Here is a 20,665-nt window from a genome sequence, read left to right on the forward strand (position 1 = left end):
AGGGACGGAAACCTCGGTACACGCACCCCCTAGGTCACGCCCTCACTCCCGCAACGTCTCCTCCAGCGAGCGAGCCACCGAAGCCGCCTCCTCGCCCGGCAAGGGTGCCCCCTCGGGACCCGTCACGTAGAAGGCGTCCACGGCGTTCGCGCCCAGGGTGCTGACGTGGGCGCTGCGCACGCGGACGTTCGCGTCCTCCAGGGCTCGCCCGATGCGGTGCAGCAGCCCAGGCGCGTCATGCGCCCGTACCTCGATCACCGTGGCCCGCCGCGATCCGACCGAGGCGACCGTCACCCGCGGCGGTGGCGCGATGATGCCCCGGCGGCGGGGATACGCGGCGTCCCGCTCGGCCAGCCGCCCCGCGATGTCCAGGGAGCCGTCGAGGGCGCGGACGAGGTCGGCGCGGAGCCGGGCGGCCTGCGGGAGCGAGCCGTACTCGGCGGCGACGCGCCAGTCGAGGAGCAGTACAGAGCCGTCGGAACCCGGGGAACCCTCGGAGTCCTGGACGGAGTCCGGCAGATCCAGCGCCCGCAGTTCCGCCGTACGCACGGTGAGCCGGTGCATCGCGAGTACTCCGGCCACGGCGGGCAGCACCCCGGGCTGGTCCGGAACCGCGATGAGCAGCTCCACGCCGAGGGGTTCGGGCTCGCCCGAGGGGTCCTCGGCCGGCGGTTCGGTCTGGGCGCGCAGGGAGAGTACGGGGCTGCCGGTGCGGAACGCCTCGATGGCGAGCCGCTCCTGCTCGGCGGTGGGCGCGGCGCTCTCCGGCTCCTCGGGGGCGTCCCCGGCGAGTACGGCCGAGACGCGTTTGACCAGGTCGGCCACCAGGGACGCGCGCCACGAGGACCAGGCGGCGGGTCCGGTGGCCAGCGCGTCCGCCTCGGTGAGGGCGTGCAGCAGTTCCAGCGTGCCCTGTGAGCCGACCGCGTCGGCGACCGAGCGCACGGTGGCCGGGTCTTCGAGGTCGCGCCGGGTAGCCGTGTCGATGAGCAGCAGGTGGTGGCGTACCAGGGTGGAGAGCACGGCCACGTCATCGCGGTCGAAGCCGATCCGGGCGGCCACGTCGCGCGCGATGATCTCGCCGGCGACGGAGTGGTCGCCGGGCCAGCCCTTGCCGATGTCGTGCAGCAGCGCGGAGACCAGGAGGAGGTCGGGGCGGCCGACGCGGCGGGTCAGCTCGGAGGCCTGCACCGCGGTCTCGATGAGGTGCCGGTCGACGGTCCAGATGTGCACGGCGTTGCGCTGCGGGCGGCAGCGTACGCGTTCCCAGTCGGGCAGCAGCTGGGTGATCAGGCCCTCTGCCTCCAGCGCCTCCCAGACGTCGACGGTGGGGCGCCCGGAGCCGAGCAGCGTGACGAGCTGTTCGCGGGCCTCGGCGGGCCAGGGCGTGGGGAGCGGGCGGGCCGCGGCGGCCATCCGGCGGACGGCGTGCAGCGAGAGCGGCAGTCCGGACTGGGCGGCCGCGGCGGCGGCGCGCAGCGGCAGCACGAGGTCGCGGTCGGGGCGTGCGGCGCGGGCGAGGACGACTTCGCCGTCCTGCTCGACGACGCCCTCTGCGAGCGGGGACCGCTCGGGGGCGGGCTTGCCGCCGCCCAGCGCCCTCCCGTCGCCCACCACCGCCCTTCTAAGGAAGTCGCTACGCTCCCTTGCCATTTTGCGCAGGCGCGGGCGTACAGCGCGTGACTTGAGTACGCGCCCCACTTCACGCCAAGTGACGTCACTGGCGTACGAGATGACGCGGGCGGCCTCGTACACCTGGCGCAGCAGGGTGTCGGCGTCCAGCAGGCCGAGCTCGGCGGCGACCTGGTCCTGCTCCTGGAGCGAGAGCCGGTCGGTGGCACGGCCGGTGGCGAGGTGCAGGGCGTCGCGGACGTCGAGTATCCGCTTGCGGGCGTCGGCGAGGCCCTCGCGCGGGGCGTCCGCGAGCCAGGAGGCGGCGACGGCGCGCAGGGCGGTGGCGTCGCGGAGGCCGCCGCGCGCTTCCTTGAGGTCGGGTTCGAGGAGGTACTGCAACTCGCCCTGGCGCTCGGCCCGTTCGGCGCACAGTTCCTGGAGTTCGGGCAGGCGTTTGGGCGCCTGGTTGCGCCAGTCGGCGAGGACGGCCGTACGCAGTCCGGCGGTCAGGCCGAGGTCGCCGGCGAGATGGCGGGCGTCGAGCAATCCGAGCTGGACCTTCAGGTCGTCGCCCGCGGTCTTGCGCGCCTCGGCGGGCGTACGGACGGAGTGGTCGAGGGCGAGGCCGAGGTCCCACACCGGGTACCAGATGCGGTCCGCGAGGGCGGCGACCGCGTCAGCGTCGGCGCTGCCGTCGTGCAGGAGCAGCAGGTCGAGGTCGCTGCGCGGGGACAGCTCACCGCGGCCGTAGCCGCCGACGGCCACGAGGGAGACGCCGCGCAGCCCTTCGGCTCCGGCGTCGAACAGACCGGTGAGCCAGTCGTCGGTCAGTTCCGCGAGGGCCGCACGGCGCGGCGGCCCGGACCGCGCCCCCTCCTGGAGGAGGCGCAGCCGGGCCGCCGCATAGCCGCTGGGTCCCGAGTCCTCTGCTTCCGTACGTACGTCCGTACTCGTCACCCAGCGACTCCTGTTCTTCTTCTTCTTACAGCGCGTCGGGTCCGCGCTCGCCGGTCCGGACCCGGACCGCCGTCTCGACCGGGATGGACCAGACCTTGCCGTCCCCGATCTTGCCGGTACGGGCCGCCTTGACGATGACGTCGACCAGCTGTTCGGCGTCGTCGTCCTCGGCCAGCACCTCGATACGGATCTTGGGGACCAGGTCGACGGTGTACTCGGCACCGCGGTAGACCTCGGTGTGTCCCCGCTGACGACCGTAACCGCTGGCCTCGGTGACCGTCAGGCCGTGCACTCCGAAGGCCTGGAGGGCTTCCTTGATCTCGTCGAGCCGGTGGGGCTTGACGACTGCGGTGATGAGCTTCATGCGTCCACCTTCTTGGACTCCGTCGGGGCCGGGGCCGGAGCGGTGCTCCGAGCGGAGCCGCCGCCGGCGCCGCTGAAGTCGTATGCGGTCTCGGCGTGCTCGACCTGGTCGATGCCCGCGACCTCGTCATCCTCGCTGACCCGCATCCCGATCGTCTTGTCGATCAGGAAGGCGAGGATCGCGGAGGCCACGAGGGAGTAGGCGAGGACCGCGAAGACACCGGCGCACTGCTTCCAGAACTGGTCCAGGCCGCCGCCGTAGAAGAGACCGGCCACGTCGGACTGGCCGCCGCCGGTGGCGAAGAAGCCGATGAGCAGGGAGCCGGCGACACCGCCGACGAGGTGGACGCCGACGACGTCGAGGGAGTCGTCGTAGCCGAGCTTGTACTTCAGGCCGACGGCCATGGCGCACAGCACACCGGCGATGGCACCGACGGCGATCGCGCCGAGCGGGGAGACCGCGCCACCGGCCGGGGTGATCGCGACCAGACCGGCGACCGCGCCGGAGGCGGCACCGAGAGTGGTGAACGCGCCGTGGCGGATCTTCTCGTAGGCGAGCCAGGCGAGTACGGCGGCGGCGGTGGCGACCTGCGTGTTGATGAACATCAGCGCGCCGACGCCGTCATCGTTGCCGAGCCAGGAGCCGGCGTTGAATCCGAACCAGCCGAACCACAGCAGACCGGCGCCGAGCATGACCAGCGGCAGGCTGTGCGGGCGCATCGGGTCCTTCTTGAAGCCGACGCGCTTGCCGATGACCAGAATCACGCCGAGCGCCGCGGCACCCGCGTTGATGTGCACCGCCGTACCACCGGCGAAGTCGATCACACCGAGCTCGAAGGCCCAGCCGCCGGCGCCCCAGACCCAGTGCGCGACCGGGAAGTAGACGACCGTGGCCCACAGGGCGACGAACAGGGCCCACGCCGTGAACTTCACACGGTCCGCGAGCGCACCGCTGATCAGGGCGGGCGTGATGATCGCGAACATCAGCTGGAAGACGGCGAAGACGTAGATCGGGATGGTGTAGCCGTCCCAGAGCTGCGTAAGACCGATGCCGCTGAGCCCGACGTAGTCCGAAGACCAGCCGATGATGCTGCCGGAGTCGGTGCCGAACGCCATGGAGAAGCCGTACAGCACCCACAGGATGGTGACGATCCCCAGGCTGATGAAGCTCATCATCAGCATATTGAGGGTGCTCTTGACGCGGACCATGCCTCCGTAGAAGAAGGCCAGGCCCGGTGTCATGAGCATCACCAGAGCAGAACAGATGAGCATGAACCCGGTGTTGGCGGCGGACAGCGTGGGTGCGTCCGCGGCCAGGGTGATGGCTGGTGCCATCGGCGTCTCCTCGTCGTTGGTACGGCCCCGTGCGGGGGAAGCCTGAGCGGGCAGAGCGGTGGGCCGGTTATGCGCCATGAGATTGGCGCAGCGCCGTTTCCGTCGAAGCCCCTCGATGTTTCGCCGCCGTGACGAAGACCCCTCGCGTGTTACGCCTTGATGAACTGCCGGATGTCCGCTCGCGCGATCGTTATCGTGGCGCAACCTTCTGGCGAAGGCGGGCAGCCGACCGCGGCCTGCCATCCGATGACCTGGCGTGGGGAGCCGAGTCGGGCGGTAAGGGACGGCGGGCCGCGGCCGGGGCTTTGCGGGTCAGACCGCGTCGGCGGTCTCGGGCAGGTCCAGGGCCAGTTGCTCGGTCAGATCGACCACTTCGGCGAGGTCCCCGAAGTCGCGTACGGCCGTGTCGACGGTCTTTCGAATACGGGTGTTGACCCGCTCGGAGCGGACCTTCTTGGCGACCCTGAGCGCCTTCCTGGTGAGCTCCGCTCCCTGCTCGGGCTCGCGCTGCAGCAGGTGCACCGTGGCCATCCCGATGAGGTTGAGTGCGTACGAACGCTGGTGCTCGGTGTCCTTCGCGAAGAGGTCGACGGCCTTGCGCATCACGGGCTCGGCGAGCGAGGCGTACGTGGGGCTGCGGCCCGCGACATAGGCGAGGTCGCGGTAGGAGTGGGAGTTCTCGGCGTGCAGCTCCGCCTCGTTGAAGAAGCGGATCCAGTCGGGCTCGGGCTCGTCGAAATCCTCGGCGTCTACGAAGGTGTCCTCGGCCATCCGGACGGCGCGCTTGCACTTGCCGGGCTGGCCCATATTGGCGTACGCCCGGGCCTCCATCGCATACAGCATGGACTGTGTACGAGGGCTCGCGCAGTCACGCCCTCCGTACTGTGCGAGATGGATCAGTTCCAGGGCGTCGTCGGGCCGCCCGAGGTGGATCATCTGGCGGCTCATGCTGGACAGGATGTACGAGCCGAGCGGCTTTTCTGCGGCTTCCTTGGCGGCGTGCAGGGCGAGGACGAAGTACTTCTGCGCGGTGGGCTGCAGCCCGACGTCGTAGCTCATCCAGCCCGCGAGCTCGGCCAGCTCGGCGGCGACCTTGAACAGGCGCTTGGCGGTGGCCTCGGGCTGGGGTTCCTGGAGGAGGTCCGTCACCTCGTGCAGCTGGCCGACGACGGCCTTGCGGCGCAGCCCGCCGCCGCACTGCGCGTCCCACTGCCGGAACATGACCGTGGTGGTCTCCAGCAGATCGAGCTCGGGCTTGGACAGCCGGCTGGCGCGGCGCAGGCCGGACTGGGGCTCGGGTTCTTGGCGGGGGTTCGCGGGGCTGGGTACCAGCCAGCGCTGCATGGGCTCGATCAGTGACGCGCCGGCGGAGAGCGCCAGCGAGGTGCCGAGGAAGCCGCGGCGAGCGAGCATGAGGTCGCTGCGGGAGAACTCGCTGATCAGGGCGACGGTCTGCGGGGCGGTCCACGGCAGGTCGACACCGGACACGGACGGTGACTGGTGGGCGGAGCGCAGGCCGAGGTCCTCGACGGCGACGACGCAGCCGAAGCGCTCGGAAAAGAGCTCGGACAGGATGCGCGGGATCGGCTCGCGCGGGTTCTCCCCGTCCAGCCAGCGGCGTACGCGGGAGGTGTCCGTGGAGATGTGATTGGCGCCCAACTGGCGGGCCCTGCGGTTCACTTGGCGCGCCAGCTCACCCTTGGACCAGCCGCTGCGCACGAACCAGGAGCCGAGCAGCTCATTGGGGCGCTTGTCAGCGTTCGTGGCGTTCGTCCCGCTTCCGCCGTTGCCGCCCACTGGCACGCCCCCATTTCTGAAACCACTTGTTGCGCTGTGTGCGCCAAGCCCTACCAGATTGCCGGTACATACGGTCGCCCGTCCGGCGGTTCTCACCTGTCGAACGAAGTGCCGACTTGCCTCCGGCATACTCACGAGTGCGAGCGCCCCCAGGAGTCGTGCACACACAGTAATCCTACGATCACCTCCCCGGCCATGGCGGAAGCGGAAACGCCACCATTCGCCACCCCTTCGAATGAACTCACAGTGGCCGGTCCGCGATTCACTTGACACAGGACGGCCAGGAGTGGCGGAACGGAGCACACCGGGGCGCACGCAGCCAAGCGCACCACCCGCAGCGCTTCCGGGCGCGGCTTGACCCAAGTCGGCGCCGGGAACACAGGGTTACGCTCCGATTCCGTCACGTAACCATCGGTGCGCTGAACCTGTTGGAGGGGGCATGGGCTTCACGATCGGCGGTAGCCGTGGGATGCGCGAGATCAGACCCGGCTCACGTCGCCGCGGCCGTACGCCGGAATGCACCACCGTGGCCGAGTTCACCGGACTGTGGGGCTGGGACGTGGTGCCCGGCGCCCGGGCCGCAGCTGGTTCCTGCTCCTGCGGCCGGGCCGACTGCCCGGCACCCGGCGCGCACCCGCTGGACTTCGCGCCGGTCATCCCGGCCGGTGCCACCCTCGACCAGGCGACCGAGGCCTGGGCCGACTTCCCCGGCGCCGCCATGATGCTCCCGGTGGGGCGCGCCTTCGACGTGATCGAGGTCGCCGAACCCGCCGGACGCCGCGCACTGATCCGCCTCGAACGGATGGGCCTCCCGCTGGGCCCCGTGACGGCGACCCCGGACGGCCGCGCCCACTTCTTCGTCGCCCCCGGCACAGCGGCCGAACTGCCCGAGCTCCTCTACCGCATGGGCTGGGACTGGGACGACGCCACCCTCGACCTGCACGGCCTCGGCCCCGGCACATACATCACGGCCCCGCCCTCCGACCGCGCCGGCCTCGGCCCGGTCCGCTGGCTCCGCTCCCCCGCCCTCGACTCGGCGACGAAGCCGCCCGCCGCTCGCCTGTTACTGGGGACGCTGGCTTACGTGGCGCATCGGTCGCGGGCGTAGCCGCACATAGCGAAGCGCCCGACCCAACTGCACCTTGGGACGGGCGCTTCTCCAACCACATACGGATTTCCGTACCTGGTCTCAATCTCCGATAAGAGCGTCAACAAAAGCCTCCGGCTCGAACGGCGCCAAGTCGTCCGCGCCCTCCCCCAGGCCGACGAGCTTGACCGGAACCCCCAGCTCACGCTGCACCGCGATGACGATGCCGCCCTTGGCCGTGCCGTCGAGCTTCGTCAGGACGATGCCGGTGATGTCGACGACCTCGGCGAAGACACGGGCCTGGACAAGGCCGTTCTGACCGGTGGTGGCGTCCAGGACCAGCAGGATCTCGTCGAGCGGCGCCTGCTTCTCGACCACGCGCTTGACCTTGCCGAGCTCGTCCATGAGCCCGGTCTTGGTGTGCAGGCGCCCCGCGGTGTCGATGAGCACGACGTCCGTGCCCATCTCCTTGCCCTCCTTGACCGCGTCGAAGGCCACGGAGGCCGGATCGCCGGCCTCGGGCCCGCGCACGGTGTACGCCCCGACCCGCTCGCCCCAGGTCTGGAGCTGATCGGCGGCGGCGGCACGGAAGGTGTCGGCGGCCCCCAGGACGACGGTGCGGCCATCCGCGACGAGGACGCGGGCGAGCTTGCCGGTGGTGGTGGTCTTTCCGGTGCCGTTGACGCCGACGACCATCACGATGCCGGGCTTGCTGGCCTCGGGCTCCGTCTTCACGGTGCGGTCCATATCGGTGCCGACCAGCTTGAGCAGCTCCTCGCGCAGCAGGCCGCGCAGCTCCTCGGGCGTACGCGTGCCGAGCACCTTCACACGCTCACGCAGCCCCTCGACCAGCTCCTGGGTGGGCTGCACGCCGACATCGGCGGTGAGCAGCGTGTCCTCGATCTCCTCCCAGGTGTCGTCGTCCAGGTGCTCGCGCGAGAGGAGCGTGAGCAGCCCCTTGCCGAGCGCGTTCTGCGAGCGGGAGAGGCGGGCGCGCAGGCGCACCAGGCGCCCCGCGGTCGGCTCCGGGATCTCGATCTCGGGTGCGGCCGGACGTTCCTCGACGGCGACGGCCCCCGAGGTGTCCGGAAGATCCACCTCCTCGATCGTGCGGCGCGGTTCCTCACGTGGCGTCTCGGCCTCGTCGCCGACGTGCGGCTCGGCCGGAGGGGCGGTGATGTCGGGCGTGGTGGGGGGCGGCGGGGGCGGCTGCTTCCGTCGGCGGCTGCCGACGACGAGCCCGCCGAGCGCACCGATCACGACTACGGCGATGACTACAAGAAGGATGACGATTTCCATAACGCAACCCAGTATGGCGTGACCCGTCGGGCGATCGTTCGTTCTCCTCGCAGGGACTTTTCCTCCCTGCGGGCCGGGCTGGCCCGTCGCCTGGCCTCGGTTCGGCGAGAAGCCCCTTGGGGCGGAGTCACAACGGGACCAGTATGCGGTTCCCGTATTGTGCGCGAGGCGCACAGGGGGTTGTGGCAGCTCATGACGTGGGTTGCCACAACCCTCGTAAAGGGGCCTGTCGACCCCTGGCCGTCTGACGCCCCGTCAGCTACCGTCCCCCTTCTCCGGCACCCCGCCCGAAGGAGGACCCGCCATGCCCGTGACGGTCGTACGTTTCAACCTGGTGGAGCCCGACGCGACGAGCGAATCCCTCAGCGCCCGCTACCAGGCCGCCCTGGAGATGGCCAAGTACGCCGACGATCGCGGGATGAGCACCGTGCAGACCGAGGAGCACCACGGCGCCGCCAACAACTGGCTGCCCTCCCCCTTCACCTTCGCCGGAGCCGTCTTCGGCGCCACCCGGCGGATCGCGGTCACGGTCTCGGCGATCATCGGTCCGCTGCACGATCCGTTGCGGCTGGCCGAGGAGATGGCCGTACTCGACTTGATCAGCGGCGGCCGGCTGGTGACGGTCGCGGGGATCGGTTACCGCCCCGAGGAGTACGCGATCTTCGACGTCGAGTGGAAGCGGCGCGGCAAGCTCCAGGACGAGCTGCTGGAGACGCTGCTCAAGGCGTGGACGGGCGAGGAGTTCGAGTACCGGGGCCGTACAGTTCGGATCACCCCGCGCCCGTACACCCGGCCGCATCCGCTGCTGCTGGTCGGCGGCTCCTCGCAGGCGGCGGCCCGGCGTGCCGCCCGGCTCGGGCTGCCGTTCTTCCCGAGCGCGCATCTGCCGGAGCTGGAGGCGTACTACAAGGAGCGTCTCGTGGAGTACGGCACGGAGGGCTGGACGATGATGCCTCCGGCCGAGACCCCGCTGTTGCACCTGGCCGAGGACCCGGACCGGGTGTGGGCGGAGCACGGCGGGCACTTCCTGCACGAGGCGCGGACGTACGCGTCCTGGCAGTCCGGCGACATCCGTTCCGCGGTGAAGTCGGGGGCGACGACGGTCGACGAGCTGCGCGCGGAGGGTGTGTACCGGATCGTGACGCCGGACGAGTGCCTGGCTCAGGGCCTCGAGAACTACGTACTGCATCCGCTGTCCGGCGGGATGCCGGTCGACGAGGGCTGGCGCAGCATGCATCTGTTCTGCGAAAACGTGCTGCCCCGGCTCAAGGCCGCGGAGGGCTGAGCCGGGGCAGTACGCCTTACGGGACGAGGAGAGGGGCAGCGGGGACTTGGCCCGTCTCCTCGCGTTCGGGGGGCCTTACGACGCCTATCCCATCTCCTCCAGCGCCTTCCCCTTGGTCTCCGTGACGAACTTGAGCACGAAGGGGATGGAGAGGGCGGCGAAGACGGTGTAGATCACGTACGTCAGGGAGAGGTTCCAGTCGGCCAGGGACGGGAAGCTCGCGGTGATGGCCCAGTTGGCGATCCACTGCGCGGAGGCGGCGACGCCGAGGGCGGCGGCGCGGATCTTGTTCGGGAACATCTCGCCGAGGAAGACCCAGACGACCACGCCCCAGGAGAGAGCGAAGAAGAGCACGAAGACGTGGGCGGCGATCAGTGCGACCCAGCCCTGGGTGGCGGGCAGCTTGCCGTCGACGAGGTCGAAGGAGAAGGCCCAGGCTTCCAGGGCGAGACCGACGACCATGCCCACGGAGCCGATGAGCGCGAGCGGCCTGCGGCCGATCCGGTCGACGAAGATCATGGCGATCACGGTGCCGACGATGTTGATGATCGACGTCGTGAACGAGTAGAAGAACGACTCCGTCGGGTCGACGCCGACCGACTGCCACAGCGTCGAGGAGTAGTAGAACGCGACGTTGATGCCGACGAACTGCTGGAAGACGGAGAGCCCGATGCCGATCCAGACGATCGGCTTGAAGAAAAAGCTGCCGCCGAGCAGGTCCTTGAAGGTCGACTTGTGCTCGCTCTTCATGGCGTGCTCGATCTCCCGCACGCGGGCGTCCAGGTCGACGTCCTTGCCCTCGACCTCGGCGAGCACCTCGCGGGCGCGGGTCTCCTTGCCGGCGGAGATGAGGTAGCGGGGCGACTCGGGGATGGCGAAGGAGAGCAGTCCGTACAGGACGGCGGGGATGACCATCACGCCGAGCATGACCTGCCAGGCTTCCAGGCCCATCAGGGTGCCGCGCTGGTCACCGTCCGCGGCGTTCAGGATGCCCCAGTTGACCAGCTGCGAGACGGCGATGCCGATGACGATCGCGGCCTGCTGGAAGGAGCCGAGGCGCCCGCGGTACGCGGCGGGGGCGACCTCGGCGATGTAGGCGGGGCCGATCACTGAGGCCATGCCGATGGCGAAGCCGCCGACAATGCGCCAGAAGGCCAGGTCGTACAGCGCGAAGGGCAGTGCGGAGCCGACGGCGCTGACGATGAAGAGGACGGCCGCGATCTGCATACAGCGGATGCGGCCTATGCGGTCGGCGATCCGGCCCGCCGTGGCTGCGCCGATCGCGCAGCCGATCAGCGCGATGGCGATCACCTGCGCGAGGGCCGCGGAGCCGATGTCGTAGCGGTCCCGGATGGCTTCGACGGCACCGTTGATCACGGCACTGTCGTAACCGAAGAGGAAGCCGCCCATCGCGGCCGCCGCCGCGATGAAGATGACGTGCCCGAGGTGTTCGGGATGAGCCTCCCGGGCTCCTGACTTGGGTACCTGCGCTGCGCTGGTCACGTGTACTCCTCGGGCCGCCGGCCTCGCTGCCGGGGGGTGGGCAAGCCCTTGAACTGAAGGTAAAGGCAACGTTTTTGAGGTTATTGCTTCAAGTTTTGAAGTCAACCGGGGCAGATGAGAGCAAGTCCATAAGCAGGTAAGGATTTTGTGTTCGTTGCTTAAATGCCGTGCCCATGTTGTGACCGCCACGCAACGCCGAGCGATCCGAGAGCCGGCGCAGCCGAGCTAGCGAAGCCGCTGGCTGATGACCTTCGAGACCCCGTCGCCCTGCATGGAGACGCCGTACAGTGCGTCGGCGACCTCCATCGTGCGTTTCTGGTGGGTGATCACGATCAGCTGCGAGGCCTCCTGCAGCTCCTGCATGATGCGGATGAGCCGCTGCAGGTTGGTGTCGTCGAGCGCCGCCTCGACCTCGTCCATCACATAGAACGGGCTGGGCCGCGCCTTGAAGATCGACACGAGCATCGCCACGGCGGTCAGCGAGCGCTCGCCGCCGGAGAGGAGGCTGAGCCGCTTGACCTTCTTGCCCGGAGGCCGGGCCTCCACATCGACGCCCGTGGTGAGCATGTTGTCGGGGTCGGTCAGGATCAGCCGCCCCTCACCACCCGGGAACAGCCTGCTGAAAACGCCCTCGAACTCGCGGGCCGTATCCCAGAACGCCTGAGTGAAGACCTGCTCGACGCGCTCGTCGACCTCCTTCACCACCTGCAGGAGATCGGCACGGGTCTTCTTGAGGTCCTCCAACTGCTCACTGAGGAACTGGTGGCGTTCCTCGAGCGCGGCGAACTCCTCCAGGGCCAGCGGGTTGACCTTGCCGAGCTGCTGGTACGCCCGCTCGGCCGACTTGAGCCGCTTCTCCTGCTCGGCACGGACGAACGGCCGGGGCTGGTTGCGCGGGTGCTCGGGGTCCTCGGGCAGTTCCTCGCCCTCGGCGGGCGGTGAGGGCGGTACGAGCTGGTCGGGGCCGTAGTCGGCGACGAGCCCCGCGGGCTCCACACCGAGCTCCTCCAGCGCCTTCGTCTCCAGCTGCTCGATCCGCAGCCGCTTCTCGGCGCCGAGCACCTCGCCGCGGTGCACGGAGTCGGTGAGCTTGTCGAGCTCGGCCTTGAGGTCGCGGCCTTCGTTCCGAGCCACGACGAGATCCTGTTCGCGCAGGGCCTTGGCGCTTTCGGCGGCGGCCCGCTCCTCCTCCGCCCGGCTCACCGAGACCTCGACGTGCGCGAGCAGTTGCCGCGCCCCGGAGGCGACGGCCTCGGCGACGGCGGCCTCGTGCCTCAGCCGGGCCCTGCGCTGCTCGGCACGCGCGCGTGCCTCACGTTCGGCGCGCGCGGCCCGGTCCAGCGAATCGGCCCGTCCGGCCAGCCCCTTGACGCGTTCCTCGTGCGTACGCGCCTGGAGCCGGGCCTCCATCTCGGTCTGCCGCGCGTTGGCGCCGTCCGCGGCGAGCCGGTCCCGTACGGAGGTGTCGGGCTCCTCCTCGACGGGCATCTCCTCGGCCACGGCGAGCCGTTCGGCCAGCTCTTCGACTTCCTCCAGGGCCTTGTCGAGGGCCTCCTGCGCCCGCGCGGCCGCGGCGGTGCTCCGCTCGGCCTCCCCTGCCGCGCCTCGGGCCTGCCCCGCCAGCCGCCCGAGCTGCTGGGCGACCGCCGACCGCTCCCGCTCCCCGGCCCGCCGCCGCTCCCCCAACTCCTCGACGAGCGCGACCCGTTCCTTCCGCTGCTCGGCAGCAAGATGCTGCGCCTCGCTCAACTCCTCGCACTTCACGGCGAGTTCTTCCAGCTCCGCCGCGGCTTCGTCGACGGAGGCCTGCACCTCGAGCAGACTCGGCGCCCCGGCGGACCCCCCGTGCGCGAAGTGCGCCCCGAGCAGATCGCCTTCGGCGGTCACAGCGGTCAGCTCCGGCCGCGCACTCACCACGTCCTCAGCGTCTTCGAGGGTCGCCACCACGACGATGCCCCGCAGCAAGCGCCGTACGGCGGGCATGAGTTCAGCGGGCCCACGGACGAGATCAGCGGCGTACAGAGGCCCGTCGCGCTCCGGAGTTACGTCGCTGGGAGCGCCGTCTCCCGATGCCGGAACCGCCTCGGGTGCCCCCGCCAGCAGCAGGGCTGCTCGCCCGGCATCCTGCTTGCGGAGGAGGCGGATGGCGTCGGCGGCCGCGTTCGGAGTGGTGACCGCAATGGCGTCCGCTGCCGTGCCGAAGGCGGCGGCCAGGGCGACCTCGTGGCCCGGGGTGACTGTCAGGAGTTCGGCGGCCGGGCCCAGCAGGCCGGTGAGCCGGTCCTTCGCCGCGAGCAGAGCGCCCGTGCCGTCCTTGCGGCGCAGGCCGAGGGCCAGGGCCTCGTGGCGGGCCTGGGTGGCGGCCCGCTTGCGTTCCGCGGCGGTGGCCGCCTCGCGGGCCGCCGCCAGGGCAGACTCCGCCTCCGCAAGCGCCGACTTGGCCGCCTCGTGGCGCTCAGCCAGCTCCGCGTCGCCCTCGTCCAGGCCGTCGACCTCGGCCTTGAGCGCCTCGTACTCCTCCTGCGCGGCGACCGCCCGCTCCTGGGCTTCGTCCCGTGCGGAGGCGAGGCGGTCGATCTCGGCCTGGGCGGAGGCGGCGCGTGAACGGGCCGCGTTGACCTGGCCGTTCAGCCGGGCGAGCCCTTCGCGGCGGTCGGCGATGGCGCGAGCCACGTCCTTCAGTCGCCGTTCCTCCACCGCCAGTTCGCGTTCGAGATCGGCCCGGTGGGCAACGGTGTCCTCCAGTGCCCGTTCGGCCGCCTCGAGGGCCGCTTCGAGCTCGGCCTCCTGCTCCCGGATCCGTGCGGCCTCGCGCTCCATGTCCTCGGGATCACGCCCGCGCCGCTCCTCGGCGGGCACAGAGGTCGCGCTCTTGACCCGGGCGTCGGCCAGCGAGATCGTGCCGCGCACCCGCTCGGCCAGCTGCGACAGCTCGTGCCAGGTCTGCTGCGCCCGCTGGAGGCGCGGGGTGAGGCGCCGCACCTCGCCCTCGAGCTCTGCCTCCCGCTGGAGCGCCTTCTTCAGCTCGGCCTCGGCGGCGTCCTTGCGTTCCTTGAGCGCGGCCTCGTCGGCGATCTCAGTCTGGAGTGCCTGGCGGAGTCGTACGAGATCGTCGGCGAGCAGCCGCAGCCGCGCGTCCCGCAGGTCGGCCTGGATGACGGCGGCCCGGCGCGCGACGGCCGCCTGCCGGCCGAGCGGCTTGAGCTGGCGCCGCAGTTCGTCCGTCAGGTCCTGCACGCGCGCGAGGTTCGCCTGCATCGCGTCCAACTTCCGCAGCGCCTTCTCCTTGCGCTTACGGTGCTTGAGGACGCCCGCGGCCTCCTCGATGAAGGCACGGCGGCCCATCGGATCGGCGTGCAGTACGGAGTCGAGCTGGCCCTGGCCGACGATGACGTGCATCTCGCGGCCGATGCCGGAGTCGGACAACAGCTCCTGAATGTCCAGCAATCGGCACGTATCGCCGTTGATCTGGTACTCGCTGCCGCCGTTGCGGAACATGATCCGCGTGATGGTGACCTCGGCGTACTCGATGGGCAGCGCGCCGTCGGAGTTGTCGATGGTGAGGGAGACTTCGGCGCGGCCGAGCGGCGGGCGCCCGGTGGTGCCAGCGAAGATGACGTCTTCCATCTTGCCGCCGCGCAGCGACTTGGCGCCCTGCTCGCCCATGACCCAGCTGAGCGCGTCCACGACATTGGACTTGCCCGAACCGTTCGGTCCGACGACACACGTGATCCCCGGCTCGAACCGGAGCGTGGTCGCCGAAGCGAACGATTTGAACCCTCTCAGGGTCAGGGCCTTGAGGTGCACGCCGCCGGACTCTACCTTCCGGGTCTGTCTCACTCCATGAACGAACGGTTTCGCCCATGAACGTGCAGGGCACACCAGACGTTAAAGAGAGTGAAAGAGTGCGCGGGACAGAGGCGGGGGCAAAAAGAAGGGACGCCGAAGCGTCCCTTGCAACACTGGTTAGCGGCTGACTCGGACAGCCTGATCACCGGCGGCCTTGTGGGCCCGAGTGGTCAGGTGAGCGCAGGCTCCGCCTGGGGTACGTCGATGCTCTTCAGGAGCTGTTCGTGAGAAGCGGCAGCCGTCAGCTCGTCGTTCTCGGCCTGGATCCGTACGAGCTCGGATTCCAGGTCCTGGACGCGCTGCTGGAGCCGTCGCATCTCGGCGAGGAGTCGCGGGTCAGAGCCGCCGACGTAACCGAGAAGCGCCTTTGCCATGATGGATGGTCCTCCACAATGAGTGACCGACCGAAGCGGTGTGGGTCGTGAGGGAATCGCACCCGTGGTGCTTGGCACTGTTCAGTTGTTGCTGCCGTTCTTACATGCCAAACAGCTAAGGTGCGCGGGGCTTTCAGCGTCTCACCAAAAAGTTTGACGGTCAACACGATCACGCCCCGTATTGACGGGCAACCCGGGGCGCGCGGCCTGAAAACGGGCGGCGCTGCGTCTCCTTCGGGGCCCTGAGGGCGTAGAGATCATCCTTGCTGCGCGAGCCTGCCACGGCAAGCGGTTCTTGGCAACCACCAGCTAGTTTCTGCCTCGGGCAGGTGCCCCAGAGCGCTCACGCTCCCCGGCCTGCGGTGTTGCGGCCCGTGACGAACAGTGGATCTCAGCGGATGGCGAAGCCGTCGTAGCCGCCGCGGGGTGTGTCCCAAATCTCGGTGACTCCGTCGACCCGGCCGGGTGTGTCGTCTCCCCGCAGCCAGTCGAGCAGTCCCTCACAGCCGGCCCGCGGCCCTTCGGCGACCACCTGAACCCGGCCGTCCGGCAAATTGAGAGCAAAGCCACTCAGTCCGCCGAGCTCCAGCGCCTTGGCACGGGTGAACCAGCGGAAACCCACACCTTGGACGCTTCCGCGCACCCATGCCACGAGTCGCACATCGTCGTTCATGGCTGCACGCTAACCAGTCATTTGGCCTCTGAGCACTTCTTACTCTTGCGTCATGCGGTACCGTCCCGACGCAATGCACCTCACTCGTTCGAGTGGGGAACGTTGACTGCAAGATGAGGAAGGCCAGGAGATGGGACGCCACCGACGCTCCGCCGCCGGCCGCGCCGCCACAGGCCGCGCCACCGGCGTCACGCAAACGTACGGATCACACACCGGCGGCTACTCAACGGCCGACCCGGGCTACTACGTGACCGACGCCATCTCGGCGGCCGGGCAGGGCCGCTACCAGCATGCCCTCTACCCGCAGAACGATGCCTACACGCACAGTGACGCATATCTCTTCGCGACGGGCGACACCTCTCAGGGGAGCGCCGCCTACCTCTACGCGACGAGCGACGTCGACGCCTACGCCACGACCAGCTTCGCGTCCGTCCCCGGCCCCCGTGGAGGGGGCTCGCACCGCCGCCGCAAGAAGGCCAAGGCCGCGGTGCCGGTGCGCACCGGTCTGCTCGGTGTCTCCGCGGCTGTAGCGATGGGTGCCGTCGCGGTCGCCTCGGGGCTGATCCCGGGCGGCGGTGACACCAACACGGTCGGCGGCAGCAACGCGGGCAAGGTGCAGACCTCGGACTTCCCGACCGACCTCGGCACGCAGGGCGGTGCGGACGGCTCCTCGGACGACCGCGACGACTCCGGTACGAGCCGCGACGCCAACCGTTCTCCTTCGCCTTCGCCGACGCCCACGGAGCCGACGAAGGAACCCACCAAGGAACCCTCCGCGAAGCCGACCACGAAGACTCCGGAGAAGCCGAAGCCCACTCCGCCGCGTGCGGCCACGAAGGTGCCCAAGCCCACCCCGCCCAAGGCGGTGTCCCCGCAGACCGCGGCGGAGGCCGAGGTGCTCAAGCTGGTGAACCAGGAGCGGGAGAAGGCGGGCTGCAGCCCGGTGACGGCGTCCAACACGCTCGCCAAGCTGGCCCAGTCCTTCAGCGAGGCCATGGCCGAACTGGACTTCTTCGACCACACCGACCCGACCGGGGCCACCCCCTGGGACCGTGCGGATGGGCTCGGCATAGCGAACCTCGGCGGCGAGAACATAGCCCGCGGCCAGGCCGACGCCGAGGCGGTCATGGCGGCCTGGATGGAAAGCCCCGGCCACCGCGCGAACATCCTGAACTGCGACTTCAAGACCCTGGGAGTCGGCGCCCACTTCGCTCCGGGCGGCCCCTGGTGGACGCAGGATTTCGGCTACTGAGCTTCGGCTGCTGGAATTCGCCCACTAGCGGTTTCTGTTGGTTAGCGCCACCTGCCGGTGCACGCTGCGCCGGAGTACGCTGAAGGTATGGACCTCACGGAGACACAGGACCTCGCGTTCGACGTGTTCTCCAAGGCGTGTCCCTCGCGGGGCACCCTGGAGCACGTTACGGGGCGTTGGGGCGGGCTCACGCTCGGGGCGCTGTACGAAGGCCCGTTCCGCTTCAACGAGCTGCGCCGCCGTGTCGACGGCGTGAGCGAGAAAATGCTGTCGCAGACGCTGCACGCCCTGGAGCGCGACGGTCTGGTCCACCGCGAGGCGCAGCCCACGAACCCGCCGCGCGTCGACTACGAACTCACGCCGCTGGGCCGCGAGGTCGCCGAGCGGCTGCTGAGCCTCATCCACTTCGTGGAGGGGCGCATGGGCGAGATCCTGACGGCACGCGAGCGTTACGACGCGACCCGCGGCACTCGCTGACAGCGCGGGCAGAAGTAGCTGGACCGGTTCATCCAGGGCCGCCGCCGGATCGCGGTGCCACAGCGCCGGCACGGCTCGCCCTCCCGCCCGTACGCGTCGAGGGACCGGTCGAAGTAGCCGGACTCGCCGTTCACGTTGACGTACAGGCTGTCGAAGCTGGTGCCGCCGGCGGTGAGGGCCTCGTACAGCACGTCCCGTACGTGGCCGAGGAGTTCGGCGGTGCGCGGGCGCGTGAAACCGGTGGTCGGGCGGTCGTAGTGCAGCCGTGAGCGCCACAGCGCCTCGTCCGCGTAGATGTTGCCGACGCCGCTGATCAGCGACTGGTCGAGCAGGGCCCGCTTGATGGTCGTACGTCTGCGCCGCAGCTTCTCGTGGAAGGCGGCGTCGTCGAACTGCGGGTCCAGCGGGTCGCGGGCGATGTGCGCGATGACATCGGGCAGTCCTTCGGAGGTGGTCGTGTGCAAGGAGAGCCCGCCGAAGGTGCGCTGGTCTACGAAGCGGAGCTCGGTGGTGAGGGTGTCGTCGAAGCGGACGCGGATGCGCAGGTGCTTCTCGTCGGGCGCGCCCTCGGGCTGGACGAGCAGCTGGCCGCTCATGCCGAGGTGCGCCAGGACGGCGCTCGGCTGGTCGGCGAGCGGCAGCCAGAGGTACTTGCCGCGCCGCTGAGGCAGCCCGATGCGGTGCCCCTTGAGCCGGGCGCCGAAGTCCTCGCCTCCCGCGATGTGCCGACGTACCGCGCGCGGATGCAGCACCTGTACGTCGGCGACGATCCGTCCGCTGACCCAGCGCTCAAGCCCGCGCCGTACGACCTCGACCTCAGGAAGCTCGGGCACGGTTTCTCCTCCGGATGCGTGGGCGCTCCGCCGGCAGGGCGGCTTGGAACTGCGGGCCGTCCGTGGCTGGTCGCGCCGCGCGCGCAGCGTACCGCCGCCCCTCGGGCGGGCTCGGCCGGGCCCGCCCGTGGCTGCTGAACACGGTCGCCCGCCCCCTGCCGGGGACGGGCGATCGGTGACGGCTGTGGCCGTATGTCAGGCGGGAGCCGCGTCCGACCCCGCGGTCGAGGGGACGCCGACGTCCCCGTCGGCCTCCGCGGCCGCCTTCGCGCGTTCGTCCGCCGCGGAGCGGATCTCCCGCCACGCGGACTCCGCGGCCTGCTGCTCCGCTTCCTTCTTGCTGCGGCCGGTGCCGGTGCCGTACGAGACGCCTCCGACGCGGGCGGCAGCAGTAAAGGTCTTCTCATGGTCCGGGCCGGTCTCCGTGACCAGGTACTCGGGCACGCCGAGCCCCTCGGTCGCGGTGAGCTCCTGGAGGCTGGTCTTCCAGTCCAGGCCGGCACCGAGATTCGAGGACTTCTCGATCAGCGGGTCGAACAGGCGGTGCACCAGCTCCGCCGCCGAGTCCAGCCCCTGGTCGAGGTACACCGCGCCGATCACCGCTTCAAGGGTGTCGGCGAGGATGGACGCCTTGTCCCGGCCGCCTGTGCCCTCTTCACCGCGGCCGAGCCGGATGAAGGAGCCGAGTTCGAGCCCGCGGCCCACCTCCGCCAGTGCACGCGAGTTGACCACCGCGGCCCGCAGCTTGGCCAGCTGGCCTTCGGGCAGGTCGGGGTGGGTGCGATACAGCGTGTCCGTGACCACCAGGCCGAGCACGGAGTCCCCGAGGAACTCCAGGCGCTCGTTGGTGGGCAGACCGCCGTTCTCGTACGCGTACGAACGGTGGGTCAGCGCACGCACCAGAAGGGCGGACTCGAGCTTGTAGCCGAGCCGCCCTTCCAGAAGCGTGTGGGACGAGGCTGTGGTGTCCGCCTTTTTCTTGGCGTTTACGTCCGCCTTGGCGTCAGACATGAAGCCTCTCACCAGCCGCTCAGACCTCGAGGACCTGGCGCTTGTTGTAGGTGCCGCAAGCCGGGCACGCGATGTGCTGCAGCTTGGGCTCGTGGCAGCGCTCACACGCAACCAGGTTGGGGACCGCAGCCTTCCACTGCGACCGGCGGTGGCGCGTGTTGCTGCGCGACATCTTCCGCTTCGGAACAGCCACGGCTACTTCTCCTGCTTCTCGTCGACGCCCGATTCGGCGCCGCTGATCTCGTCCTTCTCGCCATCTTCGAGTGAACCGGCGAGTCCCTGCAGTGCCGCCCAACGGATGTCGACGGCGTCATGGTGGTGGCCAGGTTCGTCCGAGAGACGCACTCCGCACTCGGAGCACAGTCCCTCGCAGTCCTCCTGGCACACCGGCTGCATCGGCAGTGCGAGCACCACCGCATCACGCAGCACAGGCTCGAGGTCGAACAAGCCGTCCTCGATGAAAAGCCTGTCCTCGTCTTCCTCGGCGTCGTCGCCGGGCTCCGCCTTGGGGCGGCCCCGGTCGTCGGCGTCGGGGTACGAGAACATCTCCTGGAAGTCCGCTTCGAGCTCCAGCTGAAGCGGCTCCAGACACCTTACGCACTCCCCCTCGGCGACGGCCCGGGCGGTCCCTGTGACCAGGACACCCTCCATGACCGACTCGAGCCGGAGTTCGAGCTCCACCGGCGCGCCTTCCGGCACTCCGATCACTCCCTGGATACCGAGGTCCTTGGGAGCGTCGACCGCGCGGGTCAGCCGCTGCAGCGCACCAGGACGTCGCCCCAGCTCGTGCGTGTCGAACACGAGAGGGTTGCGGTGGTCGAGGCGGGCGTTCAGGGCCATTCCTGCTTTCGATCTTGAAACTCAGAGCTTCGCCGCCCCAGATGTTCCCGGGCAGCGTAGATCGCGGACGAACGCGCGACCGAAGAGCCAGGATACTGGACCTTGCGCTCTCGGCC

General features: G+C 69.9%; 17 protein-coding genes. 4 read left to right on the forward strand and 13 right to left on the reverse strand.

Going from position 1 to position 20,665, the window contains the following annotated elements; translation table 11 throughout:
• Nucleotides 1-42: 42 nt before the first annotated feature.
• The 4 genes from OHT21_RS12670 to nsdA form a co-directional block, all read right to left on the reverse strand.
• Entirely contained in the window at nt 43-2,571 is a 2,529-nt protein-coding gene (locus OHT21_RS12670) for a [protein-PII] uridylyltransferase (RefSeq protein ID WP_328768370.1), read from the reverse strand.
• A gap of 25 nt (nt 2,572-2,596) precedes the next feature.
• Complete coding sequence (locus tag OHT21_RS12675) at nt 2,597-2,935, reverse strand: P-II family nitrogen regulator (protein WP_165263595.1); 339 nt, start codon at nt 2,933-2,935, stop codon at nt 2,597-2,599.
• Nucleotides 2,932-4,269, reverse strand: coding sequence for an ammonium transporter (locus OHT21_RS12680; protein WP_328768371.1), 1,338 nt, complete (start codon nt 4,267-4,269; stop codon nt 2,932-2,934). The genes OHT21_RS12675 and OHT21_RS12680 overlap by 4 nt, the downstream gene beginning before the upstream one ends.
• A gap of 312 nt (nt 4,270-4,581) precedes the next feature.
• Nucleotides 4,582-6,066 carry a transcriptional repressor NsdA gene (gene nsdA, locus OHT21_RS12685; RefSeq protein ID WP_328774064.1) on the reverse strand — a complete coding sequence of 495 codons (1,485 nt, stop codon included), beginning with the start codon at nt 6,064-6,066 and terminating at the stop codon, nt 4,582-4,584.
• Between the two features lie 439 nt (nt 6,067-6,505).
• Here nsdA and OHT21_RS12690 point away from each other — a divergent pair, with 439 nt between their 5' ends.
• Nucleotides 6,506-7,174, forward strand: a complete 669-nt coding sequence (locus OHT21_RS12690; protein ID WP_328768373.1) for a bifunctional DNA primase/polymerase — start codon at nt 6,506-6,508, stop codon at nt 7,172-7,174.
• A gap of 81 nt (nt 7,175-7,255) precedes the next feature.
• Here OHT21_RS12690 and ftsY read toward each other — a convergent pair whose 3' ends face one another.
• Nucleotides 7,256-8,452: a signal recognition particle-docking protein FtsY gene (ftsY, locus tag OHT21_RS12695; RefSeq protein WP_328768374.1), complete on the reverse strand. Its 1,197-nt coding sequence runs from the start codon at nt 8,450-8,452 to the stop codon at nt 7,256-7,258.
• A 304-nt stretch (nt 8,453-8,756) separates the two neighbouring features.
• On the opposite strand from ftsY, the gene OHT21_RS12700 reads away from it, so the two are divergent.
• Entirely contained in the window at nt 8,757-9,737 is a 981-nt protein-coding gene (locus tag OHT21_RS12700) for an LLM class flavin-dependent oxidoreductase (protein ID WP_328768375.1), read from the forward strand.
• 84 nt (nt 9,738-9,821) lie between these two features.
• Here the strand turns inward: OHT21_RS12700 and OHT21_RS12705 are convergent, their stop codons facing one another.
• The 4 genes from OHT21_RS12705 to OHT21_RS12720 all read right to left on the reverse strand — a co-directional run bounded on the left by OHT21_RS12705 (nt 9,822) and on the right by OHT21_RS12720 (nt 16,136).
• On the reverse strand, nt 9,822-11,240 hold the full coding sequence (locus OHT21_RS12705) for a sugar porter family MFS transporter (RefSeq protein ID WP_328768376.1): 1,419 nt from the start codon (nt 11,238-11,240) through the stop codon (nt 9,822-9,824).
• 225 nt (nt 11,241-11,465) lie between these two features.
• Entirely contained in the window at nt 11,466-15,047 is a 3,582-nt protein-coding gene (gene smc, locus OHT21_RS12710; RefSeq protein ID WP_328768377.1) for a chromosome segregation protein SMC, read from the reverse strand.
• A 212-nt stretch (nt 15,048-15,259) separates the two neighbouring features.
• Nucleotides 15,260-15,463 (reverse strand): hypothetical protein, encoded by a 204-nt coding sequence (locus OHT21_RS12715; protein WP_165338055.1) that lies wholly within the window; start codon nt 15,461-15,463, stop codon nt 15,260-15,262.
• A 391-nt stretch (nt 15,464-15,854) separates the two neighbouring features.
• A complete protein-coding gene (locus OHT21_RS12720) occupies nt 15,855-16,136 on the reverse strand; it encodes an acylphosphatase (RefSeq protein ID WP_328768378.1) in 282 nt (93 codons plus the stop codon).
• Between the two features lie 130 nt (nt 16,137-16,266).
• Between OHT21_RS12720 and OHT21_RS12725 the strand changes: the two genes are divergently transcribed.
• Together OHT21_RS12725 and OHT21_RS12730 are read left to right on the forward strand one after the other, a co-directional pair.
• Nucleotides 16,267-17,388 (forward strand): CAP domain-containing protein, encoded by a 1,122-nt coding sequence (locus OHT21_RS12725; RefSeq protein ID WP_328768379.1) that lies wholly within the window; start codon nt 16,267-16,269, stop codon nt 17,386-17,388.
• A gap of 87 nt (nt 17,389-17,475) precedes the next feature.
• The gene (locus OHT21_RS12730) at nt 17,476-17,865 is read left to right on the forward strand and encodes a winged helix-turn-helix transcriptional regulator (protein WP_328768380.1); all 390 of its coding nucleotides are present in this window, start codon (nt 17,476-17,478) and stop codon (nt 17,863-17,865) included.
• On the opposite strand, the gene mutM is transcribed toward OHT21_RS12730, so the two are convergent.
• From mutM to OHT21_RS12750, 4 genes are all read right to left on the reverse strand, one after another.
• The gene (gene mutM / locus OHT21_RS12735) at nt 17,838-18,698 is read right to left on the reverse strand and encodes a bifunctional DNA-formamidopyrimidine glycosylase/DNA-(apurinic or apyrimidinic site) lyase (protein WP_328768381.1); all 861 of its coding nucleotides are present in this window, start codon (nt 18,696-18,698) and stop codon (nt 17,838-17,840) included. The genes OHT21_RS12730 and mutM overlap by 28 nt on opposite strands.
• Before the next feature lie 195 nt (nt 18,699-18,893).
• A complete protein-coding gene (gene rnc / locus OHT21_RS12740) occupies nt 18,894-19,709 on the reverse strand; it encodes a ribonuclease III (protein WP_328768382.1) in 816 nt (271 codons plus the stop codon).
• A gap of 19 nt (nt 19,710-19,728) precedes the next feature.
• Nucleotides 19,729-19,902, reverse strand: a complete 174-nt coding sequence (gene rpmF, locus OHT21_RS12745; protein WP_033321093.1) for a 50S ribosomal protein L32 — start codon at nt 19,900-19,902, stop codon at nt 19,729-19,731.
• A 2-nt stretch (nt 19,903-19,904) separates the two neighbouring features.
• A complete protein-coding gene (locus OHT21_RS12750) occupies nt 19,905-20,549 on the reverse strand; it encodes a YceD family protein (protein ID WP_328768384.1) in 645 nt (214 codons plus the stop codon).
• Nucleotides 20,550-20,665: the final 116 nt, after the last annotated feature.

The sequence above is a fragment of the Streptomyces sp. NBC_00286 genome (assembly GCF_036173125.1).
Lineage (GTDB): Bacteria > Actinomycetota > Actinomycetes > Streptomycetales > Streptomycetaceae > Streptomyces.

Bases quoted from the DNA above. Each gene is read 5' to 3' on its own strand.
- ftsY (WP_328768374.1), bottom strand. From the start codon at position 8,452: ATGGAAATCGTCATCCTTCTTGTAGTCATCGCCGTAGTCGTGATCGGT.
- OHT21_RS12715 (WP_165338055.1), bottom strand. From the start codon at position 15,463: ATGGCAAAGGCGCTTCTCGGTTACGTCGGCGGCTCTGACCCGCGACTC.
- OHT21_RS12720 (WP_328768378.1), bottom strand. From the start codon at position 16,136: ATGAACGACGATGTGCGACTCGTGGCATGGGTGCGCGGAAGCGTCCAA.
- OHT21_RS12725 (WP_328768379.1), top strand. From the start codon at position 16,267: ATGGGACGCCACCGACGCTCCGCCGCCGGCCGCGCCGCCACAGGCCGC.
- OHT21_RS12675 (WP_165263595.1), bottom strand. From the start codon at position 2,935: ATGAAGCTCATCACCGCAGTCGTCAAGCCCCACCGGCTCGACGAGATC.
- OHT21_RS12730 (WP_328768380.1), top strand. From the start codon at position 17,476: ATGGACCTCACGGAGACACAGGACCTCGCGTTCGACGTGTTCTCCAAG.
- OHT21_RS12700 (WP_328768375.1), top strand. From the start codon at position 8,757: ATGCCCGTGACGGTCGTACGTTTCAACCTGGTGGAGCCCGACGCGACG.
- OHT21_RS12680 (WP_328768371.1), bottom strand. From the start codon at position 4,269: ATGGCACCAGCCATCACCCTGGCCGCGGACGCACCCACGCTGTCCGCC.
- OHT21_RS12750 (WP_328768384.1), bottom strand. From the start codon at position 20,549: ATGGCCCTGAACGCCCGCCTCGACCACCGCAACCCTCTCGTGTTCGAC.
- rnc (WP_328768382.1), bottom strand. From the start codon at position 19,709: ATGTCTGACGCCAAGGCGGACGTAAACGCCAAGAAAAAGGCGGACACC.
- OHT21_RS12690 (WP_328768373.1), top strand. From the start codon at position 6,506: ATGGGCTTCACGATCGGCGGTAGCCGTGGGATGCGCGAGATCAGACCC.